Below are 23,801 nucleotides of genomic sequence, written 5' to 3' on the forward strand. Positions count from 1 at the left end.
GCATTGAGGCGAAAAGGAGGACGCGATGAAAATCGATCTGAATTCCGACATGGGCGAAGGGTTCGGCCCTTACCGGCTGTGTGACGACGAGGCGATGATGAAGATCGTTTCGTCTGCCAATATTGCCTGCGGCTTTCACGGTGGCGATCCCGATACGATGGCGCGCATGGTGCGTCTGGCGAAAGCCAACGGCGTTGGCATCGGCGCGCATCCCGGTCTGCCGGACAGAGCCGGCTTTGGGCGGCGTGAAATGCCGTTTCAGCCTGACGAGCTGCGCCAGCAGATGCTGTACCAACTGGGTGCGCTGACGGCGATTGCCAAAAGCGAAGGCACGACGGTCGGCCATTTCAGCTTTCATGCGGCCATGGGCAATATCGTCAATCGCGACCCCAGACTGGCCGATTTGATGATGAGCGCCATCTGCCTTGTCGATCCAAAGCTTGTCATGTTCGTGACGCCAGACAGCGAAATCGAAAAGGCCGCAAAGCGATCGGGCCTCAAGACGCTGGCGCTGTTTCTGGCCGACCGCGCCTATGACCGCGAAGGAAAGCTGGTGGCACGCGGGCGTGAAGGCGCGCTCGTCAGTGATGAAGTTTCGGTGCGCGCCCGCGTTCGCCGCTTCCTGACCGATGGCACCGTGGAGGCCATCGATGGTGCGATCCTCACCATGCCGGCGCGGTCTATTCTCGTGCACAGCGATACGCCGGGTTCTCTGGAGCTCGCCCGCATCATTCGCAGTGAAATCGAAGCCACTGGCGCAACGCTCACCCCTGCGGCGGAACTCGCTTCCTGAGCTAATTGCTGTTTGTTGTTTGTCCAATATCACCGAAAGAACATCTCATGCCCTCCACAGCCGACCGTCTAAAAAATGTCTCCATCTCGGCCTCCGCTGCCATGACCCAGCGCGCCAGAGAATTGGCCGCCAAAGGTGTGAAAGTTGTCAGCCTTTCGTCCGGCGAACCGGATTTTCCCACACCTGCACATGCCGTTGAGGCCGCGCACGCGGCGGCGCTGAATGGTGAAACAAAATATCCGCCGATGGACGGCACGCCTGCACTGAAGGCGGCAATCATCCGCAAGTTCAAGCGCGACAATAATCTCGATTATGATGCCAGCCAGATCGTGGTCTCCGCTGGCGGCAAACAGGTCATTTTCAACGCCATGCTGGCCACCTGCAATCCGGGTGACGAGGTTGTCATCCCGACGCCATCATGGGTCAGCTATGCCGATATCGTCAAATTTGCCGGCGGCGTTCCGATTTCTGTGCCGTGCTTTGAGCAGGCTGGCTTCAAACTGCGCCCGGAGGATCTTGAGGCAGCGATTACGCCCCGCACCAAGTGGCTCTTCCTCAACTTCCCAAGCAATCCGACTGGTGCGGCCTGCTCGCGCGCCGAGATGGCGGCAATTGCCGAGGTCATGTTGCGCCACCCCCACGTTTGGATATTGACCGACGATATCTATGAGCATCTTGTCTATGATGGGTTTGAATTCGGCACGATTGCTGATGTTGAGCCGCGCCTTTACGACCGAGTGCTGACCATGAATGGTGTTTCCAAGGCCTATGCGATGACGGGTTGGCGTCTAGGCTATTGCGCCAGCGGATCGAAAGAACTGATTTCTGCGATCAGCAATGTCAACGGCCAGAATGGCGGCGGTATCGCCACCGTCACACAGGCAGCAGCCATTGCAGCCCTTGATGGCCCGCAGGAGCTGCTTAAGGAGCGCGCTGCGATATATCGGGAAAGACGCGATTTCGTGCTCGACAAGCTGGCACAGATTGATGGCCTGCGGTGCCACAAGCCGGAAGGCGCTTTCTATATCTACCCAAATATTTCGGGAATGATTGGCAAAACGACGAAAGGCGGTCGCAAAATCGAAAGCGATGTCGATTTCGTCATGGCACTTGTAGAAGAACACCACGTCGCCACCGTACAGGGTTCCGCCTATGGCATAAGCCCGTATTTCCGCATTTCCTATGCCACCAGCATGGAAATGCTCAATGAAGGCTGCGCACGTATTGCTGAGTTCTGCAAAACAATGCGGTAAGTATGGTTCCTGACCGGCCCGTTTTTTGGGCCGATTACAGCTTCAGCGTCTCAGTCAGCTCCACCAGAATATCCTTCACCGCGAACGCCGGTTCCGAAAGCGTATTCTGGTCTGACGTGCATAGCGACAGGGTCTCTTCAATCCGCGGAGACAGAAGTCTGCAAACAAGCGGCTCACTCGATTCCGAAACGATACGGTCGGCAATGGCCTTCGGCATGATGGTCGCGCCCAAACCGGTTGCGACTGCCCGGGCAAGCGTTCTGACGATCTCGACCTCCGCTACTACCTTCAGATTGATGCGGCTGCGGGTGAATGCAGTCTCCACGGCCCGGCGCACAAAGTTGTAGGTTGGCGGCAAAAGCATCGGCAGCCCATCCAGCGCGCCGATGGGCACCGGCTTCACGTCTGCCTCAATTGCAAAATTGCGGTGGACGACCAGATAGAATTCTTCGCTGAGGACAGGTTCGAACCGCACGCCCTTGATCGGGCCGACACCGTGGATCAGCGCCATTTCGAGGCGGCCATTCATGATCATCTGGCTATAGGTCTGGCCCACGCTTTCAGTGAGATGGATCAATATTCCCGGATGCCGCTTTCTGGTTTCCGCAAGCAGTTCGACGGAGAGTGTCGCCGCGCTGCTGAATGGGACAAGCCCCACAGACACGCGTCCTGCAAGGGAGTTGCCAGCCGCTGCCGCATCCACTTGCGCCTGCTCCATCTGGCGCAAAATGATTTGTGAATGGCGATACACGGCGTGGCCGGCGTCCGTCATCGTCACGCCCTGCTGGCTGCGAATCAGCAATTTCTGGCCGAAATGCTCTTCAAGAGCCGCCAGTTGCTGGCTCAGCGCCGGTTGCGCCAGATGCAGAATATCGGCCGCACGCGTGATGCTGCCGCTATCAACGATAACGATGAAAGATCTAAGACGTCTGATATCCATTGCAGCAATAATGATTTCATATTTGGAAGGCGTGATTATTCACATCTTCTACCGGTAAAGGTTAGAGCCGGCACCGCAATCATGCAAGCGTGTGCACTTAGGATTTTCGCTGGTCTCACTACCAAAAACCTTTGCAGAGGGCATCCATAAAACTTCCTTATTACTCCAAAAGTAATCGGTCTTAGGCAAGCAGGAAAAGCTTCGTTAAGCTCCGTGACAACAATAAGGGGATCAGAATGCCATTCTCCGATTACAACACCGCATTGGTCACCGGCGCATCGTCCGGCATCGGCGCCGCAATTGTTGAGCGGTTTCGCCGCGAAAACATCGAAGTCCACGCCATTGCACGCAGCGCCGAAGCCTTGAAGCAGTTGGCACAGCGCACGGGCTGCATTGCCCACGTTATCGACGTGACGGATCGCGCCGCCATTGCCGATCTGGCCAGCCGCGTGCAGTTCGACATTCTGGTCAACAATGCCGGTGTGGATCGCCCGAAGAAATTTCTGCAAGCCGATGCAGACGATATCGATCTTCTGGTGGATGTGAACCTGCGTGCTGTCCTCCACATATGCCGTCTCATCGTGCCGGGCATGGTGGAACGAGACCGTGGACACGTTGTCAATATTTCCTCGATTGCCGGAAATTACAATTTCGGTGGCAACTCAACCTACCACGCCGTCAAGGCTGGCGTTGCCATGCTGTCCAACCAGCTACGCCTTGATGCGTTCGGCAAGCGGGTTCGGGTCACCGAAATTTGCCCGGGCCGTGTTGCAACCGATATTTTCAATCACGTTCATGGCAATGACCCGAGCATTCGCGAACGCTTTATCGATGGCTTTGAACTGCCGAAGGCCGAAGATATTGCAGAAGCTATCGCTTTTGCCATCGCCGCGCCGGTAGCCGTCAATATCGGGCACATGGAGATCACGCCGACGCTTCAGGTGATGGGTGGTCTGCAAACGGCCAGGCCGCAGGATGCCAACGAGGCTGGCGCATCGAAGGAGCAAAAGCCGTGAAGGGCTTCGACCTTTGGGCCATCCTGAGCAATCAGGAATATATTGCGATGCTTATCCATGGCATCGAGATGACATTCATCATCTTCCTTGGTTCATGGTCGCTGGCGATGTCGCTGGCACTCGTCCTGCTCTGCATCCGCTTCTCACCATCCCGCTTCGGCGACCGTCTAGTCGCTGCCTATGTTTCCTATCATCGTAACGTGCCGACGCTGGTGCAATTGATGCTCTGGTACTTCGGCATTTTCACCCTATTGCCGTCCGGTCTCACGAACTGGCTGACCGACCATAACGCCGAATCCATTTTCGCCATCGTGGGCCTGGGTCTTTGTCAGGCCGCCTATTTCAGCGAGGATTTGCGTTCGGGCCTTCGCTCTGTCAGCGCGGGCCAGATGGAAGCCGCCAAGGCGCTGGGGCATGGCTACATCTCGGCAATGCGCTTCATCATCATGCCGCAAGGCGTGCGAAACGCGCTGCCACCGCTCATCAATCACAGCGTTTCCCTGTTCAAGAACAGTAGCCTTGCTCTCGTTATCGGCGCGTCAGAATTGACCCATGCGATCAAGGAAATCGAGAATCTGAGCTTCCAGACGTTTGAAATCTATCTGGTCGGCACCGTTCTCTACCTCTGCTTCTCCCTGTTGATCATGGGAGCCGGTGCCTATCTTTCGATGCGCCTCGATCCGGTGTGGAGGGCGCGCGCATGATTGGCGAAATGATCACCATCGTTCAGGACAACTGGCTGCTGCTGTTGATCGGTCAGTATCCGAATGGCCCGCTCGGCGGTCTGGCAAACACCATTATTCTTTCAGCACTTGCCATCGTGCTCGCCTTCCCGATGAGCATTCTCATGGCGCTGGCACGCCTGTCCAAGTGGCGGCTTCTGCGCGTGCCGGCGACCGTCCTTGTCTATGTCACGCGCGGTGTTCCGCTGCTGATGCTCATTCTCTGGGCCTATTTCCTGATACCGCTCTGGACTGGCGCAGACGTTCCAAGCTTTGCAATCATGCTGGCAACTCTTGTTGTCTATCAGGGCGCGTTCCTTAGCGAAGTGGTCAGAGGCGGTATCGTTGCACTGGGTGCAGGACAGATGGATGCCGCACGGGCGCTCGGCCATGGCTACATGGGTGCGATGCGGTTCATCATTCTGCCGCAGGCGCTCTACAACATGATCCCCAGCATGATCTCCACCTTTGTCGCGACCATCAAGGATACGACGCTCGGTTATGTCATCAACGTGCCAGATCTGACCTTTGCGGCGAGCCAGGTGAACAACCAGCTTCTGACGCAGCCCTTCCAGGTGTTTCTCATTCTGGCAATCGTCTACTACGCCATTTGCTGGAGCCTGACCTATTTCGCCAATTCCTTCGAGCGTCGCATTTCACGTCGCCGCGCCGGTGTTGTCAGCCGAGCCCAACAGGCTGCGCTGACGCAGGCAAAAATCTTAACGGAGCAGCCATGACCACGAGAGCATCATCGACGCCCCAACAGACGATCCTTATCTCCAAGGTCTGCAAGAGCTATGGCGATTTTCAGGTGTTGAAGAACATCGATGCCGAGGTGACGCGTGGCGAAGTGATTGTCATCTGCGGCCCCTCCGGTTCTGGCAAATCCACACTGATCCGCACGGTGAATCGTCTGGAAGAAATCAACAGTGGCTCGATCACGCTGGATGGCCAGGATATCCATGCCGCGACGCGAACACGGGAACTCAACCTGCTGCGCAGCAGGGTTGGCTTCGTATTTCAAAGTTTCAATCTTTTCCCGCATCTTTCCGTCGTTGAAAACATTACGATTTCCCCCATTCGCGTCAAAGGCGAGGCGCCTGATGTCGCCAAGCGAAAGGCTCTTGCATTGCTGGATCGCGTTGGCCTTGCCGACAAGGCCGGAGCTTATCCGGGCCAACTATCCGGTGGCCAGCAACAGCGTGTGGCAATTGCCCGCGCGCTTGCCATGGAGCCTCCCGTCATGCTCTTCGATGAGCCAACTAGCGCGCTTGACCCGGAAATGGTTGGCGAAGTGCTGGCCGTGATGAAAGGACTGGCGGCGGAAGGCATGACCATGCTGTGCGTGACCCATGAAATGGGCTTTGCCCGTGAGGTGGCTGATCGCATCTGGTTTATCGACGCTGGTGAGATCCTGGAAAAAGCACCCCCGGAAGAGTTTTTCAAGGCACCCCGCCATCCGCGCGCGCAGCGGTTCCTCGCCGATCTGCGTCACTGATACCAACCAATAATATAAAAGGAGAACAGCAATGAACTGGAAATGCCTGACACTGACTGCCGTGCTTGCCGGTACTGCTGCTGCTTCGCCAGCAATGGCGGATCAGCTCGACACCATCATGGCCAACAAGACGCTGCGCTGCGCGACCTTCGCAGACGTCGTGCCATTTGCAGCACCAGATCCGAAAACTCGCGAAATGGCTGGTTTCGATGTCGATCTCTGCAGCGCAATCGCAAAGGAACTGGGCGTCAAGGCAGAGGTGAAGCCGGTTTCGGTCGAAGCCCGTGTGCCTGAAGTCAAGCTTGGCCGCGTCGACATCACCGTTGCGAACCTTGCCTATACGCAAAGCCGCGCCGAACAGATCCAGTTCAGCGACCCCTATTATCTGGCCAAGGAAATGTTGATCGTGCCGGTGGATGATGCCGGCACAAAGAAGTCCGACTTCGAAGGCCAGCGGGTTGCCTCCACCAAGGGTTCGACCTCTGAAATGTCGATCAAGCTCAACAAGTCCGATCCGCTGACATTCCAGGATACGGCTTCCGCTTACCTCGCCGTGCAGCAGGGCAAAGCCCGCGGCATGGTGGCCAACACCATGACGACCACGAAGTTCGTCAATGAATCCAAGACCAAGGGCAAGCCAATGCGCATGATCGAGGAGCCGATGCTGTATCAGCCAATCGGCATCGGCATGGCGAAGGACAATCCGCAGCTGACCGCAAAGATCAACGAAGTTCTGCGCAAGATAGATGCAGATGGCGAGATCAACAAGATCTGGAACAAATGGCTTGGTCCAGACACGGAATACAAGATGACACGCACCGACAAGGTGGTGCCGCTGTCTGAACTGAAGTTCGATCCAATCCCATAATTCCTGCGGGAATTTATTCACAAACACAAAAACATTGCGTCAATAGACGCCAGCGGCGGGTGCACCCCGCCGCTGTACTTACCGTGGGAGGTTTTTATGATCCACATTAAAGATATTGCAGAACGGCCAAGCAAAGCCGACATCGAGGCACTGGCAAAGTTTTCACCAGCCACCATCCACGAGGCGCAGGGCCGCAAGGGCGCTCTTTCCTCACGATTGAAGCCCGTCGATTACCGCATGAAACTGTGCGGTCCTGCCTTTACGGTCAAATGTGCACCGCGCGACAACATCATGTTGCAGCTTGCCATCAACTACGCCAAGCCGGGCGACATCATTGTCGTCTCCGCAGGAGAATATGAAGAAGCAGGCTCTTTCGGCGACGTGCTGGCCAATGCCTGCCTTGCAAAGGGCATCGGCGGACTGGTGACGGACACCGGCGTTCGCGACACGCTCCAGCTTCGGGACCTCGGCTTTCCGGTTTTCTCTCTCAGCGTCTGCATCAAGGGCACTGTCAAGGAAACCATTGCCGCCGTGAATGATTCCATCGTGGTAGGTGACGAAATCATTAATCCAGGCGATATCATCGTCGGGGACGCAGACGGGCTGGTCGTCGTGCGCCGTGCCGAAGCACAGGAGGCCGCCCGGCTTTCGCAAGCACGCGAAGATGCCGAAGCCGGTTTCATCGAGGCTTACAAGCAGGGCAAGTCGGTGATTGAAGTCAGCAATCTTGAGCCCGTGCTGAAAGCCAAAGGTCTCGTTGTCGATATGTAACCGTGCATGTCGAACCATCGGAGTTTGCTTCGATGTACAACCATGTAGGCTAAGAGCGCCCGCGCTCTGACCGACAAGCGCGTCCCGGTGGGGCGCGGGCCGATTGGCGTTCTCGCCATCATCGTCGCCCGCGCCCACGGTGCCCGTGAGATTCGACAGACATGATGGATGCTGTCTTCCACGAAGCGCTCGACACCGGTTTAGATCGCATCATCAACGTCGAAAACACGCCGAAAGGAAGAGTGGCCCACTTGGTGAAGGCTATTTCGACGTTCAGGTCGAAGCTGTCTGTAATCAAAGCGCGCTGGGAGCTGGGCTCGAGGTTTTAAAGCCGCGCAGGGTCTTGTGCGAACGGCGTTCGTAGAACCTGCTACAGCCGTTATGCGCTTCCTGTTTAGGACGCCACTGCCCAAAGACCCAAGAGTTGGTTCGCGCTATCGACAGCCATCACTGCCGGGGCAAAATGCGCCATCAAACGGAGTAAATTTTGGGACGTGAGTTCGACTTCTTTCAAGGCGTTCGGTACTTTGCTTCCATCCCATCAGGTCTTAAACCGCGCGAATAGGTCACGCTGTCCGTCCACCACTCGGACGATCTCGATGGTATCAATAGGGCCGTCATCGGCGTGGGGCCTTATCTCACAGAGAATCACACAAGTGGTGCCGCCGGCCAACGGTTTGCTCTTGATCGGCGAATTATCCTGTAATCAACAAACGGCAACAACCTCTCGCCTTTTAAGATCGTCTTCCGCGGACGAGCCGAGGTCTCGACGCTGATTGCAGGTCAAGACGCTTGGGTTAGTTGATGTGGATAACAACCAAAACTTAACCGTCTCCATTCCTTGAGGCTTAACCCAGATGATCTAGGTTCCCTCTGATGAAAAGGCAGATGTCGCATGATTAAGCAGTCACAGTGGTTCTTGAAATGGCTCATTCCGGCAGGTGTATCGGCCCTGGTCGGAGCGATGTTACTTGGCGCCCTGTACTGGGCTGCAGCCAAAACCGACGAGGTTGCCGCGGAGCGGCAGAAGGGTCTCGCCACCCTGATCGTAGCCAAAATTCAATCTTCCGTTGCTCATGATCAAGAGAGCGCCACCGTGTGGGATGACGCGGTCACCAAGACCAAGGACGATGATCACGATTGGCTTGACGTGAACCTCGGCCGCTGGATGAACACCTACTTCGGCCATGATGCCGCTGTCGTTTTATCGCCAGATGGACTGCCGATTTACCAGTTTCTAGCAAAATCATCCAGCGGGGTGTCACCTGAGGACCTTCGTCTGGCATATAGTCCGCTTGCGAAACGTCTGCGTGAACGGCTTGTCGCTGGAGACCAGGAAGGCATCTCGGACAAGGTCCTCTCAATCGGTGAGAGTGATCTGACCTATGTGGGGAAACGACCTGCTGTGGTCAGTGTCAAACCGATTATGTCTGACACGGGCGAGATCGAACAGCAGGCGGGAGAAGAAAATCAGCATGTGGCTGTACGGTTTCTAGATCAAGATTTTCCGGCCGAAATAGGTAGTGAATACCAATTCGCCGAGATGCAGTTCACGACTGAGATGCCTCGCGACCAGCGCCACTCCCATATCGCTCTTGCCTCGAAGTCCGGACAGACAATTGGTTACCTAAATTGGCATCCGTTCGAACCGGGAACGAGCGTGTTGCACGCAACAATCCCCGTCGTCGGACTGTCCATCATTGGCATATTCATCGCCGCAAGCTTGGCCGGGCATGCGATCTGGCAACGCTCCGTCAAGCTCAATTCCAATCGCCAGGAGCTTCAACATCTGGCACTGCGCGACAGTCTGACGGGTCTGGCTAACCGGGCTCATTTTAACAGTGAGCTCGCGGCACGGCTCAGGGAGGCATTGCCTGAGGATCTATTCAGTGTACTTTTAATTGACCTCGACCGGTTCAAGGCTGTCAACGATACCTATGGACATCCAACAGGGGACAAACTCATCGCCTTAGTTGCTGCGCGGATGCGGGACATTCTTCCGGACGCTCTCATTGGGCGTATCGGGGGTGATGAGTTTACGGTCTTGGTTGAAAGGATGAACCCGGACGACGTCGTCGCCATTGCAGAAAAAATCGTCGTGGGCCTGCGCGAGCCTTTTGAGATTGACGGGGCATATGGCGCTATTGGTGCGAGCATCGGTGTGGCGATTGCATCAGGTGCGAATGCAGATGCTGTCGAACTGACGAGGCAGGCGGATATCGCCCTATATCACGCAAAAGCTGCGGGACGGAATGCATATGCGGTGTTTGGCAATCACATGGACGAACTCCTCCGCACCCGCCGGAAACTAGAGCATGACCTGCGCGAGGCCTTGGCAACGGGGACGCAGATCGAGGTTGTCTACCAGCCGGTCTACTTTGCTGACAGCGCGGTCCCGTGCTCGCTCGAGGCTTTGGCGCGGTGGAAGCACCCGGAGCTAGGCTCTATTGGTCCAGATATGTTCATCCCGCTCGCGGAAGAGATCGGCGTCATTAACAGGATTGGAGCGCATGTTCTGGAAGACGCGTGCAGCCTGATCGCCGGGTTGCCTTCCATAAGTGTCGCCGTGAATGCTTCAGCGTCCGAACTCGCTTCCGCTGGCTACCCGCTACGGGTTCTTACCACGCTGGCCAAATGGGGGATTAAACCAGCACGATTGGAAATCGAGATTACAGAGAGCTTGGCCATCAGCGGTGAGGAGACTGAGCGAAACGTCACCATGCTGAGAGCGGCTGGCGTAAGGTTTGCAATCGACGACTTTGGCACCGGATACTCTTCTTTCTCAAGGGTTCAGAATGTCACTGTCGATAGGCTCAAGATCGACAAGTCGTTTATCGCTGGGATGGGAGAAGGCCAAAACAGCGCGATCGTCGGAGCGATCATCAACCTGGCTCGGGCGCAAGGGCTACAGACAACGGCTGAAGGGGTCGAAACCCAGGAGCAGAGAGATGCACTGAAGTCGTTGGGCTGCGATAACATCCAAGGGTTTTTGATGTCGCGCCCAATAGCTAGGGACGACATCATCGCGCTTCTGCAAGTAGGCCACTTTAATAAAGAGCACGGCTGACCAGCCGGCTGGGCTCATAACCTCCAACGCGGCGCGACGAACAATTTGTTTTTGCGCTAGAAACGGGTCGTCGACTAATGACCCAGTCACCTATGGCTATGGACGACTATGGCACCGGTTACTCTTCGATGTCTAACCTCAGGCGCTATCCGTTTGACAAGATAAGATAGACCCCAGTTTTGTCGCGGCAATTGGAGAAGATCCGGTGGTGGAGGTCATTATAGAGTGCGCCTTGGCATTAGAGAAAAGCCTTGGAATGACTGTGGTTGTCGATGGCATCGGGACCGAACAACAACGCGCACGGTTGGACTACAAGACACCAGACCTGTTGCAGGGCTTCCTCTTCGGCTACCCTGGAGTGATCACCGCACACCTTGCTGACCCGGTCAACGTAGTTCATCTTCCCAAGCATCAAAACCACAGCTTACAGTTCGTTAACCATATCTTGGTCAGGCCGACGCAAATCTCAACGTGCTTCGAATGTGACATCGTATCCTGCCTTTTCGTTGACAATCTATCATTGCGGCAGCGTCGGTCGCTCCAGCTCCAACACCTCGGCTTGATGTAGCAGCTGTCGGGCAAGTTCCCGGCATTGTTGCGCAGTAACCGAGACCTGGACTGAGACCGGGATCCCGTCTTCCTGCTGAAAGTCGAGCTTCACTACAGCCAAGACGCCAAGAATATTGACCACCTGAAAACCTATCAGTGGTGTGTTCTGGACCTTCCCAGTTTCGTCGCGTAGCAAGTCCATACAGGTCTCCTCGGAGTCAACATTGCGCAAGCCTAAATGGATCAACAGCCAGCCGATGCCATCTGACCTGAGACTCTGATGATCCTCCAGAATTGGGTCGTTATATCCGATCGCCGAGGACGTTCCTCATTGTACTATCGACGCCAAGTTTCCCACTTTTAGGGCGGAACCGCAAGGGTCAGGAACCAATGGGCGTTTAGGCATTCCAATCTGATCTTGCTTTTGAACGCTTCGATGAAGCCGTATCGGTCGCCTTGCCAGGCCGTCAGAAGTCCGGGGTGACGTTGCTGGCATAGCCTTACTGCACTCTCGTTTCGACAATCTCCTTGATTAGTCTTTCGAGATGGGCCTGTCTGGTGCGGCGGGATTTGTAAGGGTAGGTTGATGTGTCGACCCTCACGACCGATGCGAGTCCGCGTTGAATCGACGGGCTCTAAAACTCTTCCCAGCTTTCCTGAACCGCTGCAGCAGCCGAGGCGTTTGGCGTCCGGCGAGGGGCCGTAACGTAGGACGAACGTCGGACTGGGGCGTTCGCAACAAGTGATGGTGCAATTTTAGTCGTCGCCTGCCGTTTGGTCTCAACAGGGTTTGTCGATTGCGAGCGTTTCACAACTTCGAAACGGAACTGATCAAGTAATTCGAACAACGCAGCGGCCTCCTTGGCCAGTTCATGGCTGGCGGCTGTCTGTTCTTCCACCATGGCGGCGTTCTGCTGTGTGCCCTGGTCAACCGAATTAATGGCCCTGTTGATTTCGCTCAGCGCAGTCGACTGCTCACGGGAAGCTTCTACAATGGCTGTGATATCGCCATTAATGTTCTCGACGTGGGAGGCAATCTCCTGCAGAGCTGTCCCGGCTTTTGTCACCAGCGTTACGCCGTTGCTGACATATGAACCAGATGCGGTGATGAGGACTTTAATCTCTTTTGCCGCGGTCGCTGAACGCTGCGCAAGTTCGCGCACCTCTTGGGCAACCACAGCAAATCCTTTTCCAGCCTCCCCCGCGCGTGCCGCTTCGACACCTGCGTTGAGTGCCAGCAAATTCGTTTGAAATGCAATTTCGTCGATCACGCCGATGATGTTTGAAATTGCCTTGGAAGATGCGTCGATTTGATCCATAGCGCTGATGGCTTCACGCACGACATTGCCTGAGTGGTTGGCATGATCCTTGGTGCGAGCGACGAGACGGCCAGCCTCTTCAGCGCGCTGGCTGGAGTCTTTCACGGTCGTCGTAATTTGTTCCAAGGCGGCAGCCGTCTCTTCGACAGAGGCCGCTTGTTGTTCTGTACGCTTTGCCAGATCGTCTGCAGATATGCGAATTTCGTTGGAGCCAGAGGTGATGGCCTGTGCATTTTCGGCAACTGCGGCCATGGCGAGCTTTAGCTTCTGAGATGCAGAATTGAAGTCCGTTCTAAGTCTCTCCAGCGATGGAATAAAAGGGCGATCGATTTGCTGAGATAAGTCGCCATCGGCAAAGCGCGTTAACCCTAGCGCAAGCTGCTCGACATTTTCCACCCGCCCGGTGACATCAGTCGCAAACTTGACGATTTTGATGATCTTTCCGCTTGGATCGAAAACCGGATTGTAGGACGCCTGGATATGAACATGACGCCCACCCTTGCCGATGCGCAGGAATTCATCCGCGACGTATTCGCCCATGCGTAGCCGGGTCCAGAACTCCATATATCTTTGGGAGCTTGCCTCGGTAGGCTCCACAAACATGCGGTGATGCTGACCGACGATCTCGTTCAGCGAGTATCCCATCGCCTTTAAAAAGTTTTCGTTTGCGGTCAGAATCTTGCCTTCAGGCGTAAATTCGATTGTCGCCTGTGCGCGAGAAACCGCTGCGAGCTTTGCGCTGCTATCAAGTCCACCCATCTTGGTCTGAGTAATGTCGTTTGCAAATTTGATGATCTTGAGGACTTTGCCACTGCTGCTTTTGACAGGATTGTAATTGCCCCGGATCCAGATTTCGTCACCGTTTTTTGCGACGCGCTTGAACTCGCTGCACTCGAAAGTGCCGCCTTGAAGTTTTCGCCAGAAAGCGGTATATTCAGAAGAGCCGGCATATTCTTTATCGATGAAGATACGGTGATGCTGTCCGACGATCTCTTTCTCGGTGTACCCCATCAAATCGCAAAAGTTCTTGTTCGCTCTGAGGATAGTGCCGTCCGTTTCGAATTCGATGATGGCAAAGGAGAGATCAAGTGCGGAGAGGACCTGATTGGAGTTGGAAGCAAAAAAGTCGATCATAGCGCGCGCCTGGTTTGATGGGATTTGCTGCCACCACGATAATCTTAAATGATTAATATACTGACTATAGTAACCAAAGAACCGATGGCCATTTTCGACGCCGCGAGTGGCGTGCGAGCGCACTCAATGACTGCTAATACATTGTCTCGGAGATAGCTTCAGGTTTTTCAAATCATTGACGATGTCAGCGACACTGGCTTCGCATAACTAAAGCACACTGACTTTTTCGGCCTGCAATTTACCGGTATCGCGATCCTGGCCAATCTCAAAGCTCACTTTCTCTCCTTCTCGTAACGTGCTGCGTTGTTGCAAAGACGAAATGTGAACGAAGACATCGTGACCGCTTTTCTCAGACGTGATGAAGCCATACCCTTTCTCGTCATTGAAAAACTTAACTGTACCTGTTGCCATTATCGTTCCTCGGTACCTAGCAGCCGCTGCCCTTTTTCATTTTACAGCGTGGGGCGGGACGAATCAATCGCCGCTGAGGTGTGCCTGTAGAACGAGGGCGTGCGGAAGAGAAGGGCCATCATCTTCCTACAGTTTTTGCGGATTGCTTGTATCGTAGCAAAAGGTGTCGAGCTATCACAACGCTCACTGTCAGCGCACACAACGCCACTCCAATCATGACTGCATGAAGCAAATGGAAGGTAACAATGTCCTGGGTGCGGGAAGTGTTAGCGCTTTCGCCAAACGCGTAACCCTGCCAGATTTGGCTGGCAGTAAACGTCATTATGCACGGGCCGGCAATGACCACGGTCATTTCAGCCAAATGACGTTGAAACCTCATGAGCAGGTTAGATTTACGAGGCGACTCATCCATGCGTATAAAACTAACACCAGACCACGCCTGCCAACAATCTCCTATTCCGGGTCTGTCAGAAATCGCCACTGCATCCCCGTTATCGGACGCGACGACGCTGGTGTCGTTCCTTAAATGCAGGGACATAGCGTGCGTTGCAAGATTACCCGTTCTTCGGCTCCGGGTTCCCACAACGAGAAGCGCCGAACGACAGAGCATCGGCCACTACGGATATGCGGCCCGCGTCAAACGTAACGGCGTCTAAATGACGTCCTTTGAAATCCCGTATTGTCGGAACAGAGCAGGTTCTGCCGAGTTTGTTCTATTGAGGACTTGGAGGATATACAATGTCGGGAACTGGTAGCGGCCGCAGACAAGACGAAACACGTGTAGCAGATAGTCAGGATCAAGATGCTCTGTCTCGTCCCGTCCGGGAGATAGATAACATCTCCCGACTGTCTTAACATCACTTGACCCGCCAACTAAAGACTGAGGCGAGAGACCGGGAACATCTGACTTCAAGCCATATGGTGCGCTTTGCCGCAAGCCGGCTTCTCTCTTTCAAGCCGGTCAGTACAGAAGAAGATTTCAAGCTTTTGTTGGATCGGCTTGTAGCCGCTGAGAGAGCGGAATGAGCCTTTTAGCTTGGAGGAGGGGAACTTGCCCCTGTTCAATATTCGCATCACAATGGACACCCAGTCCTAGAACATATCTACGCACTGCTTTCCCTGGAGGCATCGACCCCACAATTCTTAGGGCCGCCCTTGCCTAGGCCCTTCTTTTCGCGGACTGTTTCTATGGGCGAGGCGACTTGCCACTGAGCGGTGACGGAGCGGTAAAGTTCTGCAGAAACTCGATTTCATCGCGTGTAAGGGGTGCTCCGATAAGTGTCGCAGCTTGATAGGCCTGCTCACCGCGCGAGGTGGGAAATAAGGTCCGTGTAAGTAGATAAGACGGTGCTGAGGCCGACAGATGGCTTCGGCCTTGCACACCGAATGCGAGAAGGCCAAAACCGCGCGATCATCAAACTGGCTCGGGCGCAAGGACTACAGACAGACGTTCTCTTGTCTGCGCCGGTCGAAAAGGTGCTTCTGGAGGGCGGAAAAGCAAAAGGTGTGATACTGGCGGATGGCCGCATCCTAAAAGCCTCACGGGCGGTGTATCCAACGTGCATCCCAAGCTTCTCTTCGGCTCTATGGTGCCGCCTGACCCCGCTCGCACCGGTTTTGACGAGGCGATTTCGAAATACAGGGCGGGTCCTGGGACGATGATGATCCATCTTGCTTTGGATGATCTGCCGAAGTGGACGGCATCCGACGTATTGCGACAGTTCGCTTATGTTCACATTGCACCGAACATGGCGATGATGAACCGCGCCGATTCAGAGGCGATGGATGGGTTGTTGCCCGCTGTGCCTGTGATTATTGTCGGGCAGCCAACAGCGATCGATCCAGACAGGGCACCCAATGGCAAGCATGTGCTTTGGGTCCAGGTGCGCGTTTTGCCAGCAGAAATCCTAGGAGATGCGAAAGGCGAAATCACCAGTACCGACTGGGATGAAATGAAATATGCTTACGCTGATCGTGCGCTTGAAATAATTGAAGACTATGCACCGGGTTTCAAAACAAAAGTCCGTAGTCATCATATTCTTTCGCCATTAGACCTTGAGCGAGGAAATCCCAATCTGATCGGCGGAGATAACCTCTCTGGTTCCCACCATTTAGATCAGAACTCTATGTTGCGCCCTGTTGCTGGCTATTCTCGTTACAAGACACCTGTGCAAGGATTGTATATATGTGGTGCCGCGACTTGGCCTGGTGCAGGAACTGGGGCAGGGTCAGGTTTTATGCTGGCGAAAATGCTGGCTGGCTAAAGCTCTACCGACTGTTCCTTGAAAGCCGAATGTCTTGACTTGAGATCTGCGAATGGTGTTTGAGACCTCAGAGTTTAAATAAGGGACCGTGAATGTCGGCGATTGATCTTGAAGTTGTCATCAGAGACACGCAAGAAGGTAAAAAGCAGGAGCTTCGCCTTTGGCTTCGGCTGCTTTCAACGACAAAGTTAATGTCCCAAGAAATACGTCGCCGGTTGCGACGCGAATTTGGTGCCACACTTCCTCAATTTGACCTTCTTTCGCAACTCGACCGTGAGAAAGATGGTTTGCGACTTGGCNGGCTTCGGCTGCTTTCAACGACAAAGTTGATGTCCCAGGAAATACGTCGCCGGTTGCGACGCGAATTTGGTGCCACACTTCCTCAATTTGACCATCTTTCGCAACTCGACCGTGAGAAAGATGGTTTGCGACTTGGCGAGCTATCCAGACGCACAATGGTGACGAACGGCAACATCACTGGGCTGGTAGAACGATTGGAAACGGATGGGCTTGTCGTCCGCGAGAAGCTGCCAGGTGACCGCCGTGTCGTCGTAGCCTGTTTGACGGCAAAAGGCCGCGCAACATTTAAAGCGATGGCCAAGGCCCATGAGGGATGGCTGAAGGACATGATGGCCGATATCGATCCGATAGTTCTCTCAGGACTGCTGACCCACGTTGGCCAGGTTAAGCAATCAGNGGCTCAAGGACATGATGGCCGATATCGATCCGATAGTCCTCTCAGGACTGCTGACCCACGTTGGCCAGGTTAAGCAATCAGCACGTAATCATCTCTCAGGCGATGAAATAGAGGAGGAATGATACGCACCCTGCATTCTCTTTTCCTTGCGAAGATGTCTAGAATACGCGGGTGATCCCTAAGTGGTAAGCGCCGCCCTTTAGCGGTGCTCACGGCGACAGGAAGAAAGACCATTAACGGGCCAGGCTTTCCTCAACGAGTGTGCCGATGGCTTTCAACGGCCTGACAGGCGACCTTGGTATCGTTGTCGAAGCGCCGGATCATTGCTGCGTCTGGCTCAGATTTAACTGACTTAGTCTGCAAAAGAAGCGTTGTTGTAGGACGCAGAAAAGTATGGTCCGATGGATTTGTTCAACGTCTAAGGACGTGCAAGTGCTCCGGCAGCCAGTACTTGATCTAACCATAGTTGTAACGGAGACAGTCCATGTCACTATCTCGNGACGTGCAAGTGCTACGGCAGCCGGTACTTGGTCTAACCATAGTTGTAACGGAGACAGTCCATGTCACTATCTCGCCGAGGTTTCATGACCTCTACGGTTTTTGCCGGAATGGTCGCTACCAGCAATCCCCAGCCAGCTTCTGCGGCAGCGCCATTCTCTACAGCCTTGGTGCCACGTGCGATCCGCCGCAAGGTCGGTGCAATTGAGGTGACGGCATTGCTGGACGGATTTTTCCAACTCGACACAAAACTTTTTATTGGTCTGCAAGAGGAAGAAGCTGCCAAGCTTGCCGAGGAGGCCTATCTGCCCACCGGCTTGCGACGTGCACCGGTGAGCGCGTATTTGATAAATCTTGGCAATAAGCTAATCCTCATCGACTCGGGCATGTCCGGGGCTATGGGAAATAATCTCGGCCACATCCCAGCGGCACTGGAAGCGACCGGTGTTCAACCGGGCCAAATCGATGCGATACTTGTGACGCATATGCACGCGGACCACATCAACGGTATGCTTGGATCAGATGGAGAAGCTTTGTTTTCAAATGCCGAGTTCGTCGTTTCTTTCAAGGAATTCGCGTTTTGGCACGACGATGCCAATATGAACCAAGCGGCCGAGGAGGCGAAAAAGACATTTATTGATGCTCGGCGTGCTGGCGCTGCCTATGCAGATCGAACCCGCTATATCAATGGGGTACAGGACGTTTTTCCATCGATACGTGCCGTTCCTTTACCGGGGCACACGCCCGGACACACAGGCTTTTTGGTCGAGTCTGAAGGAGAGAAGCTGCTAATTTGGGGTGATATTATACACATGGCCGCTTATCAGTTTTCGAACCCAGATATTAGTGTCGTCTTCGATTCAGATCCCAAGGAAGCAGTAGAAACCCGAAAACGAATACTTGCGCAAGTATCGCGGGATCGAACGATGGTCGCTGGCATGCACATGCCTTTCCCAGGCTTTGGACATGTTCGCCGCGAGAACAATTCCTACCGGTATGTTCCTGCTGAGTGGTCCTACGAACCTTGAACGGTCTTGCTTAAATATCGGTTTCGGAATCGTTCATGGAATGCGATTAGAGCGGCTGGGGAACCCGGTCAGCGCAGACCAGCCATCCGGCGTTTTTATTTTTTAACGGCGGATGAGGTTCGGGGGGTAATCGGTCGACACGAAATCGAGATGGTACGCATGAACAGATATTCGACTGTAGTTGGTGCAGGTGGCTAGCAAGCCGGAGTTGTGCATAAGGCGTATTTTTGTTCGCGGGAGTTGGGCTGCGGTGTCACTTGCTCCTGCGTGCTGATGACTATCCAGAACCGTAACCGCTGCGTTACGCACGTTGCCACCGGACCTCAACTAGCGCGAAATATCTATGATAGAAAAGGGTGTGTTATGGCGATACTTGTCGTTTTTGAATTCAAGTTTGATGGCCCGTGGGGCGAAGAGATGACCCGAGGACTGGGTGGAATGGCCCTCAGTATCGCAGAGGAACCCGGACTGGTCTGGAAGATGTGGACCGAGGCCCCAGAACGAAACGTCGCTGGCGGCGTTTACTTGTTCGAGACTAAAGACCATGCAAAGACCTACACCGAGAAGCACTCCGTACGCCTGAAACATTTAGGCGTTACCGACATAACCGTCCTGTCATACGCTGTGAATGAAGCACTTTCCGTCATCACACGTGGACGATGATCCACATCGACGGCACCCATCGCGCTTGATCCGTCCATAGGCTGTAATGTCTTAAATCATCCGATGGAAGTCTTCAGGTCTGTTAGCCGCTGCCTGCGTGGTTTGGCGGATAAGAGCTTGTGACCTTCTGTGGCTGCCTCATGAATCGGCTCCCTGTGGCGGTCCGCTGATTGCTTTTTGCTGTGAGCGTCAAAGGCGTCGAACACACGGGCTGAATAGGTCAGTGCCCCGCCAGCGTTGAGAGCAATTGCCGTTCCCAAGGCTTCAGCGATTTCTTCTCGAGTAACTCCGAGATCCAGGGCCAGCCTCTATGGCGCGCGATACATCCATCACAGCGCGTCGTGACAGCAACCGCCAAAGCAATCAACTCATGCGTTTTCGCGTCGAGCTTCCCGGATTTCTCCGCACTTATTTCGATAGCCTGAAGCCCGCGCATTGCATCCGGGTTGAGCTTGAAGAATTCGCCGACACGGTTGAGCAAGGCCATGCCATATGCCTGGGCCGTTCTTTTCACGAACGCGAGCCGCTACAGAGAGAGTTTCCGAGCGGCCTTTTCGGCGGCAGCCTTCGCATCGTCCATCGCGGGTTTGCGTATTTTCAGAAATGCCCTCGTTATTTCTGGTCCTGCTTTTTCCGGGCTGCCGGCGTCAAACGGCGGTTGCGGATCGTACTCGATAATAAGCTGAATGCGCTTCGCAGCATCTTCCCCTTTCAGTCTGGCCACAATCGAGAGCCCAAAATCGATGCCCGCGGTCGTTCCGCCTCCAGTGATGAGGTTACCGTCTTCAACGACACGATCATGAACCGGAACCGCCCCGAATGTCGGCAGGATATCGCGGACATTCCAAAGGGTGGTCGCCTTCTTGCCCTTCAGGAGGCCTGCAGCTCCGAGTATCAGCGATCCGGTGCAGACGGCGGTAACATACTTGGCTCTTCCTGCCATCTCCCTCACGAATAACAGGGTTTCCTCATCGTCCATGAGTTCCGTCGAGCCAACGAGCCCGCCGGGAATGAAAAAGACATCGACGTCGCGCGGGCAATCCTTGAACGTGGTAGTGGCGGCCAGTGGAACACCGACATCGGTCGAGACCGGTGTCTGGTCCTTCCAGACCAGATGGACCTTGCCCCTGGTCATGTTGAACACCGTCATTGGCCCCAGCAGATCAAGCAGGATCATTTTGGGGTAGATCAGCATTGCAAAAACAGGCCCGTCAGTGGACGGAGCCAGCGCCGATGCGGAACTATTAAGTGTGAGCAGCGTCGCTCCCGCAGACGCGGCGAGGACATTGAATTCTCGGCGGTTCATGGTCAAATCCTCACGACACTCAATTGCGATGCATGCTGTGGTCGTCGTGCTTCATCTCAGGCGCACCACCCGTCGCAGCCCCGACCTTGAATTCGACGTCTACCGGTCCGGCCTTTTCGAAAGTGAGCGTAGCCTTGATCATCTCGCCTTCCTTGAACGCCTGGCTCACATTCATGAACATCACGTGGTAGCCGCCGGGTTTCAGTTCGACCGTACTGTTTTCCGGCAGTGCGATCCCGTCCTTCAATTCGCGCATCACCATTGTGTCGCCATCCATCTTCATCTCGTGCAATTGAACGGTCGCGGCACGGTCGGATTTTGCGCTGACCAAACGGTCAGGCGTTCCACTGTTGGTCAGTTTGAGATAGCCACCGCCGACCTTGGCTCCCGGCAGCATCGCTCTTGCATAAGGGTGACCGATTTCGATCTCGCCCACTTTGAACTCGTGCGCATTTGCCGTTCCGAGAAGCGCACCGGCACACGACAGGCTAAGAGCTGCAATAACAGTCAGTTTTTTGAGTAGATTGTTTTTCATGATCATTCCATTCTAGGTTTTTTAGAAATCAGCTGAGTGCGCGCTTGAGAGGTTTCACATGCCTGATAGCCAGCATGTCGAGCGCCAGCACGGTGACGAGAACAATTCCTGTCAGCGGGAACAGCAAGGATACGCCGACCATGACGAACGCCCCGGTCTTCCAGATTGACATCTTCTCGGGGACGACTGGAGCGACGAGACGGCTTGCGCCGGCGGGTCGGCGTTTCCACCACATCACGAAGCCGCTGACAGATAGGAAGATGACTGACAGGCAGAAGATCGTGTTGAGAGCCACGTTCCAGCCGCCGGCAAGATCACCTTCATGCAGTGCGATGCCAACTGCCATAGCCTTTCCGGCCGGGCTGTAGTCTGCAAACTTGACATCGGCCAGAACCTTGCCGGTGTAACGGTCTATATGGACGGTCCGGTCAGAAAGCGGGTCGGCGCTGTCATTGCTCATTGTGTCGCGCGCAATCGTCCATACGCCTGTTTCGCCATTTGGAAAGGAAAGCTGGAAGCGGCCGTCGAAACCAAGAGTGCGTGCCTGCGCAACGATAGCATCCACGTCACCCGCACCGTTTTGCGTCATCGTCGCGCTGCCGTTGTGGGCAGCGTGAGGGTCGGAAGCGGGCATCGGCGTCTGCTCCAGTGCCCACGGCACCTCTTTTACGCCGCCGTGGTTCATGCTCGCATGGGTCAGATCGGAAAGCGGAACATTGTCCCATTTCTCAGCTGGGAACGTGCTCCAGGCCTGGGTCATTTTTTCGCCCCAGACACCCGCCCAGGTCAATCCGGAAATGAGGAAGAAGAGCAGGAGAACGGCCACGTAGATGCCGACAGTCTGATGGAGGGACTTCCACACCTGCCGACCCCGGCCAGACAGCTCAGGCTTCAGGGATTTAGCAAAGCCCCGGCCGTCACGAGGCCACCAGAGGTAGGTTCCGGTGATGATCAGCACGACCCCAAAACCAGCCGCGATCTCGATCAGACGGTCGCCCAGCGTGCCGATTAACAAAGCACCATGCATGAGGTTTGCCACGTCATAGACGGCGTTGCGACGTTCCCATGTCCCAAGGACCGTGCCGCGATACTGGTCGACCGCAACCATGGTCGACTGTTTGTTGATATCGACACGAAACACCGAGGGCTGAGTTTCAGTACGTGGAACGATGTACTGGACAAGCGAACTGCCCGGGACCGCAGCTACGGCGACGTCCGCCTGGGTGGAGACCGCAACGGTTTGTTGTGATGGCGCGACGGAATAGAACTTCTCGCCGTCGCGACCGACAAGAGTGGATGACCACAGCATGACAAGCCCTGTGAGGGCCAGCATGATCAGGAATGGCGCGACATAGAGCCCTGCGTAAAAGTGCCATCGCCATGCGGTGTTATAGAACGACCTTGCCAGAGTTTTATTGGTGTTGCGGGGCGACGATGTGTCTGCTGTTATTGTCATTGGTGGTCTCCGTGAAGACAGAAGGGTTGGTCAAAGGCGGCGATCTCCAGGCGTGGATGCCCCATCGGAACACGCCAAAAGCGCTTTCCGTTCGCGAGAAGAGCCGATCTGATTTGGGTAAGCGTCACTGTATGCCTGCGCTCTGGCACCTGCGCGCGAGAACTCGGGAATGCCTGACGTTCGAGATTGACGTCGCGCGTACGATTAAGAGCCACACATGAGGTGGCGGTATTTTCGATGATCATGAATGTCGATCCGGCACTGTACCGGATGATCTCCACTTATATGGAGCACCGGCTCGGACTGAAATTGCCGCTCATGGGAGCGGCGGTTCAGGCGATCCGGCCGGAAGGAGGTCCGCGTGGTGAGGTGTTCGGGGGAAAGAGCTGCCGATAGGTCGCCTCCTCACGAACAGGAACGAGGTCCTGGATTTCGCGAAGTATCGGTTGGCCGAACGTGTCGGCAGGATCTGGCAGAGTAATGGAAGCCGTCAGACGACACGCTTCGCAGCCTGAGCCTGCATCATGGTTGTCGTGCTTTGCCTTACCATCTTCGGACGGCAAACACAGGACCGCGAACGTTCCATCTGGAAGGACGTACTGGGCAAGTTCGCTTTGAGGTATCGGAATACTGGCAATGACGGGTGGCTTATGGGCAAATCCTACGAAAAGCAAAGCGAGTGCGCAAATCATGCGCACCGTATATTGCTTTGCAAATCCCCACTGACCGATCATCGATTCCCCCGGCAGCTTACCCCCACCGATGTGATCATACCCGGATCACACTTTAACCACAATGACGCAATCTCACCCCACCCCCACGGGGTCAGTTCTCAGTGAAAATCAACAGGCAGGCCATACTGCGTCGCTTTATCTGCAGTTGTAACGTTCAATCATTATCAGCATTCCCGACATGAAAAAACTCCCGGTCACAGTCCTCTCAGGCTTCCTCGGAGACGGCAAGACGACGCTGCTCATCCACATCCTTACCGACCGCGACTGCACAAACATGTG

22 protein-coding genes and 4 pseudogenes are annotated in these 23,801 nt (G+C 54.9%); 16 read left to right on the forward strand and 10 right to left on the reverse strand.

What is annotated here, in order from left to right; all coding sequences use genetic code 11:
• Nucleotides 1-25 precede the first annotated feature (25 nt).
• A complete protein-coding gene (locus tag IFT53_RS17170) occupies nucleotides 26-793 on the forward strand; it encodes a 5-oxoprolinase subunit PxpA (RefSeq protein WP_192067596.1) in 768 nt (255 codons plus the stop codon).
• Nucleotides 794-840: 47 nt separating this feature from the next.
• Nucleotides 841-2,046, forward strand: coding sequence for a pyridoxal phosphate-dependent aminotransferase (locus tag IFT53_RS17175; RefSeq protein ID WP_192067598.1), 1,206 nt, complete (start codon nucleotides 841-843; stop codon nucleotides 2,044-2,046).
• A gap of 34 nt (nucleotides 2,047-2,080) precedes the next feature.
• Here the strand turns inward: IFT53_RS17175 and nac are convergent, their stop codons facing one another.
• Nucleotides 2,081-2,986, reverse strand: a complete 906-nt coding sequence (gene nac, locus IFT53_RS17180; protein WP_192067600.1) for a nitrogen assimilation transcriptional regulator NAC — start codon at nucleotides 2,984-2,986, stop codon at nucleotides 2,081-2,083.
• Nucleotides 2,987-3,222: 236 nt separating this feature from the next.
• Between nac and IFT53_RS17185 the strand changes: the two genes are divergently transcribed.
• The 8 genes from IFT53_RS17185 (at nucleotide 3,223) to IFT53_RS17220 (ending at nucleotide 10,928) form a co-directional block, all read left to right on the forward strand.
• A complete protein-coding gene (locus IFT53_RS17185) occupies nucleotides 3,223-4,002 on the forward strand; it encodes an SDR family oxidoreductase (protein ID WP_192067602.1) in 780 nt (259 codons plus the stop codon).
• A complete protein-coding gene (locus IFT53_RS17190) occupies nucleotides 3,999-4,706 on the forward strand; it encodes an amino acid ABC transporter permease (RefSeq protein WP_192067604.1) in 708 nt (235 codons plus the stop codon). Before IFT53_RS17185 ends, IFT53_RS17190 begins: the two co-directional genes overlap by 4 nt.
• On the forward strand, nucleotides 4,703-5,461 hold the full coding sequence (locus tag IFT53_RS17195) for an amino acid ABC transporter permease (RefSeq protein ID WP_192067605.1): 759 nt from the start codon (nucleotides 4,703-4,705) through the stop codon (nucleotides 5,459-5,461). The genes IFT53_RS17190 and IFT53_RS17195 overlap by 4 nt, the downstream gene beginning before the upstream one ends.
• Nucleotides 5,458-6,222 (forward strand): amino acid ABC transporter ATP-binding protein, encoded by a 765-nt coding sequence (locus tag IFT53_RS17200; protein ID WP_192067607.1) that lies wholly within the window; start codon nucleotides 5,458-5,460, stop codon nucleotides 6,220-6,222. The genes IFT53_RS17195 and IFT53_RS17200 overlap by 4 nt, the downstream gene beginning before the upstream one ends.
• Nucleotides 6,223-6,253: 31 nt before the next feature.
• Nucleotides 6,254-7,090, forward strand: a complete 837-nt coding sequence (locus IFT53_RS17205) for an ABC transporter substrate-binding protein (protein WP_192067609.1) — start codon at nucleotides 6,254-6,256, stop codon at nucleotides 7,088-7,090.
• Between the two features lie 96 nt (nucleotides 7,091-7,186).
• Nucleotides 7,187-7,861, forward strand: coding sequence for a 4-carboxy-4-hydroxy-2-oxoadipate aldolase/oxaloacetate decarboxylase (locus IFT53_RS17210; protein WP_192067610.1), 675 nt, complete (start codon nucleotides 7,187-7,189; stop codon nucleotides 7,859-7,861).
• A 161-nt stretch (nucleotides 7,862-8,022) separates the two neighbouring features.
• Nucleotides 8,023-8,190: a hypothetical protein gene (locus IFT53_RS17215; protein WP_192067612.1), complete on the forward strand. Its 168-nt coding sequence runs from the start codon at nucleotides 8,023-8,025 to the stop codon at nucleotides 8,188-8,190.
• A gap of 566 nt (nucleotides 8,191-8,756) precedes the next feature.
• Nucleotides 8,757-10,928, forward strand: coding sequence for a bifunctional diguanylate cyclase/phosphodiesterase (locus tag IFT53_RS17220; RefSeq protein ID WP_192067614.1), 2,172 nt, complete (start codon nucleotides 8,757-8,759; stop codon nucleotides 10,926-10,928).
• 517 nt (nucleotides 10,929-11,445) lie between these two features.
• On the opposite strand, the gene IFT53_RS17230 is transcribed toward IFT53_RS17220, so the two are convergent.
• The 4 genes and pseudogenes from IFT53_RS17230 to IFT53_RS17245 all read right to left on the reverse strand — a co-directional run bounded on the left by IFT53_RS17230 (nucleotide 11,446) and on the right by IFT53_RS17245 (nucleotide 14,341).
• Nucleotides 11,446-11,679, reverse strand: coding sequence for a hypothetical protein (locus IFT53_RS17230; protein ID WP_042618629.1), 234 nt, complete (start codon nucleotides 11,677-11,679; stop codon nucleotides 11,446-11,448).
• 161 nt (nucleotides 11,680-11,840) lie between these two features.
• Nucleotides 11,841-11,974 (reverse strand): annotated as a pseudogene (locus tag IFT53_RS23770) (integrase core domain-containing protein); the annotation flags it as partial.
• A gap of 138 nt (nucleotides 11,975-12,112) precedes the next feature.
• Complete coding sequence (locus IFT53_RS17240; protein WP_192067616.1) at nucleotides 12,113-13,930, reverse strand: methyl-accepting chemotaxis protein; 1,818 nt, start codon at nucleotides 13,928-13,930, stop codon at nucleotides 12,113-12,115.
• Nucleotides 13,931-14,137: 207 nt separating this feature from the next.
• A complete protein-coding gene (locus tag IFT53_RS17245; protein WP_042619860.1) occupies nucleotides 14,138-14,341 on the reverse strand; it encodes a cold-shock protein in 204 nt (67 codons plus the stop codon).
• Between the two features lie 1,559 nt (nucleotides 14,342-15,900).
• On the opposite strand from IFT53_RS17245, the gene IFT53_RS17250 reads away from it, so the two are divergent.
• From IFT53_RS17250 to IFT53_RS17265, 5 genes and pseudogenes are all read left to right on the forward strand, one after another.
• A complete protein-coding gene (locus tag IFT53_RS17250) occupies nucleotides 15,901-16,605 on the forward strand; it encodes a phytoene desaturase family protein (RefSeq protein WP_206758581.1) in 705 nt (234 codons plus the stop codon).
• A 92-nt stretch (nucleotides 16,606-16,697) separates the two neighbouring features.
• A pseudogene (locus IFT53_RS23605) lies at nucleotides 16,698-16,904 on the forward strand (MarR family winged helix-turn-helix transcriptional regulator); the annotation flags it as partial.
• 1 nt (nucleotide 16,905) lies between these two features.
• Nucleotides 16,906-17,301: pseudogene (locus IFT53_RS17255) on the forward strand (MarR family winged helix-turn-helix transcriptional regulator); the annotation flags it as partial.
• 561 nt (nucleotides 17,302-17,862) lie between these two features.
• Nucleotides 17,863-18,828, forward strand: coding sequence for an MBL fold metallo-hydrolase (locus tag IFT53_RS17260; RefSeq protein WP_192067621.1), 966 nt, complete (start codon nucleotides 17,863-17,865; stop codon nucleotides 18,826-18,828).
• 363 nt (nucleotides 18,829-19,191) lie between these two features.
• Complete coding sequence (locus tag IFT53_RS17265) at nucleotides 19,192-19,491, forward strand: monooxygenase (protein ID WP_192067622.1); 300 nt, start codon at nucleotides 19,192-19,194, stop codon at nucleotides 19,489-19,491.
• Between the two features lie 220 nt (nucleotides 19,492-19,711).
• Here the strand turns inward: IFT53_RS17265 and IFT53_RS17270 are convergent, their stop codons facing one another.
• The 5 genes from IFT53_RS17270 to IFT53_RS17290 form a co-directional block, all read right to left on the reverse strand.
• Nucleotides 19,712-19,978 (reverse strand): carboxymuconolactone decarboxylase family protein, encoded by a 267-nt coding sequence (locus IFT53_RS17270; protein WP_446737686.1) that lies wholly within the window; start codon nucleotides 19,976-19,978, stop codon nucleotides 19,712-19,714.
• A gap of 39 nt (nucleotides 19,979-20,017) precedes the next feature.
• Nucleotides 20,018-20,797: a DJ-1/PfpI family protein gene (locus IFT53_RS17275; protein WP_192068123.1), complete on the reverse strand. Its 780-nt coding sequence runs from the start codon at nucleotides 20,795-20,797 to the stop codon at nucleotides 20,018-20,020.
• A gap of 19 nt (nucleotides 20,798-20,816) precedes the next feature.
• Nucleotides 20,817-21,332: a copper chaperone PCu(A)C gene (locus IFT53_RS17280; protein ID WP_192068125.1), complete on the reverse strand. Its 516-nt coding sequence runs from the start codon at nucleotides 21,330-21,332 to the stop codon at nucleotides 20,817-20,819.
• Between the two features lie 28 nt (nucleotides 21,333-21,360).
• Entirely contained in the window at nucleotides 21,361-22,788 is a 1,428-nt protein-coding gene (locus IFT53_RS17285) for a PepSY-associated TM helix domain-containing protein (protein WP_192068126.1), read from the reverse strand.
• A 332-nt stretch (nucleotides 22,789-23,120) separates the two neighbouring features.
• The gene (locus tag IFT53_RS17290; RefSeq protein ID WP_192068128.1) at nucleotides 23,121-23,522 is read right to left on the reverse strand and encodes a hypothetical protein; all 402 of its coding nucleotides are present in this window, start codon (nucleotides 23,520-23,522) and stop codon (nucleotides 23,121-23,123) included.
• Nucleotides 23,523-23,700: 178 nt separating this feature from the next.
• Between IFT53_RS17290 and IFT53_RS17295 the strand changes: the two are divergent.
• Nucleotides 23,701-23,787: pseudogene (locus IFT53_RS17295) on the forward strand (GTP-binding protein); the annotation flags it as partial.
• Nucleotides 23,788-23,801: the final 14 nt, after the last annotated feature.

This window comes from Rhizobium sp. CFBP 13644 (assembly GCF_014842165.1).
GTDB lineage: Bacteria > Pseudomonadota > Alphaproteobacteria > Rhizobiales > Rhizobiaceae > Agrobacterium > Agrobacterium tumefaciens_C.

Excerpts from the sequence above, each read along its gene's own strand:
- IFT53_RS17170 (WP_192067596.1), top strand. The coding sequence starts at position 26 with ATGAAAATCGATCTGAATTCCGACATGGGCGAAGGGTTCGGCCCTTAC.
- IFT53_RS17175 (WP_192067598.1), top strand. The coding sequence starts at position 841 with ATGCCCTCCACAGCCGACCGTCTAAAAAATGTCTCCATCTCGGCCTCC.
- nac (WP_192067600.1), bottom strand. The coding sequence starts at position 2,986 with ATGGATATCAGACGTCTTAGATCTTTCATCGTTATCGTTGATAGCGGC.
- IFT53_RS17185 (WP_192067602.1), top strand. The coding sequence starts at position 3,223 with ATGCCATTCTCCGATTACAACACCGCATTGGTCACCGGCGCATCGTCC.
- IFT53_RS17195 (WP_192067605.1), top strand. The coding sequence starts at position 4,703 with ATGATTGGCGAAATGATCACCATCGTTCAGGACAACTGGCTGCTGCTG.
- IFT53_RS17200 (WP_192067607.1), top strand. The coding sequence starts at position 5,458 with ATGACCACGAGAGCATCATCGACGCCCCAACAGACGATCCTTATCTCC.
- IFT53_RS17205 (WP_192067609.1), top strand. The coding sequence starts at position 6,254 with ATGAACTGGAAATGCCTGACACTGACTGCCGTGCTTGCCGGTACTGCT.
- IFT53_RS17210 (WP_192067610.1), top strand. The coding sequence starts at position 7,187 with ATGATCCACATTAAAGATATTGCAGAACGGCCAAGCAAAGCCGACATC.
- IFT53_RS17215 (WP_192067612.1), top strand. The coding sequence starts at position 8,023 with ATGATGGATGCTGTCTTCCACGAAGCGCTCGACACCGGTTTAGATCGC.
- IFT53_RS17220 (WP_192067614.1), top strand. The coding sequence starts at position 8,757 with ATGATTAAGCAGTCACAGTGGTTCTTGAAATGGCTCATTCCGGCAGGT.
- IFT53_RS17230 (WP_042618629.1), bottom strand. The coding sequence starts at position 11,679 with ATGGACTTGCTACGCGACGAAACTGGGAAGGTCCAGAACACACCACTG.
- IFT53_RS17240 (WP_192067616.1), bottom strand. The coding sequence starts at position 13,930 with ATGATCGACTTTTTTGCTTCCAACTCCAATCAGGTCCTCTCCGCACTT.
- IFT53_RS17245 (WP_042619860.1), bottom strand. The coding sequence starts at position 14,341 with ATGGCAACAGGTACAGTTAAGTTTTTCAATGACGAGAAAGGGTATGGC.
- IFT53_RS17260 (WP_192067621.1), top strand. The coding sequence starts at position 17,863 with ATGTCACTATCTCGCCGAGGTTTCATGACCTCTACGGTTTTTGCCGGA.
- IFT53_RS17265 (WP_192067622.1), top strand. The coding sequence starts at position 19,192 with ATGGCGATACTTGTCGTTTTTGAATTCAAGTTTGATGGCCCGTGGGGC.
- IFT53_RS17270 (WP_446737686.1), bottom strand. The coding sequence starts at position 19,978 with ATGGCCTTGCTCAACCGTGTCGGCGAATTCTTCAAGCTCAACCCGGAT.
- IFT53_RS17275 (WP_192068123.1), bottom strand. The coding sequence starts at position 20,797 with ATGAACCGCCGAGAATTCAATGTCCTCGCCGCGTCTGCGGGAGCGACG.
- IFT53_RS17280 (WP_192068125.1), bottom strand. The coding sequence starts at position 21,332 with ATGAAAAACAATCTACTCAAAAAACTGACTGTTATTGCAGCTCTTAGC.
- IFT53_RS17285 (WP_192068126.1), bottom strand. The coding sequence starts at position 22,788 with ATGACAATAACAGCAGACACATCGTCGCCCCGCAACACCAATAAAACT.
- IFT53_RS17290 (WP_192068128.1), bottom strand. The coding sequence starts at position 23,522 with ATGATCGGTCAGTGGGGATTTGCAAAGCAATATACGGTGCGCATGATT.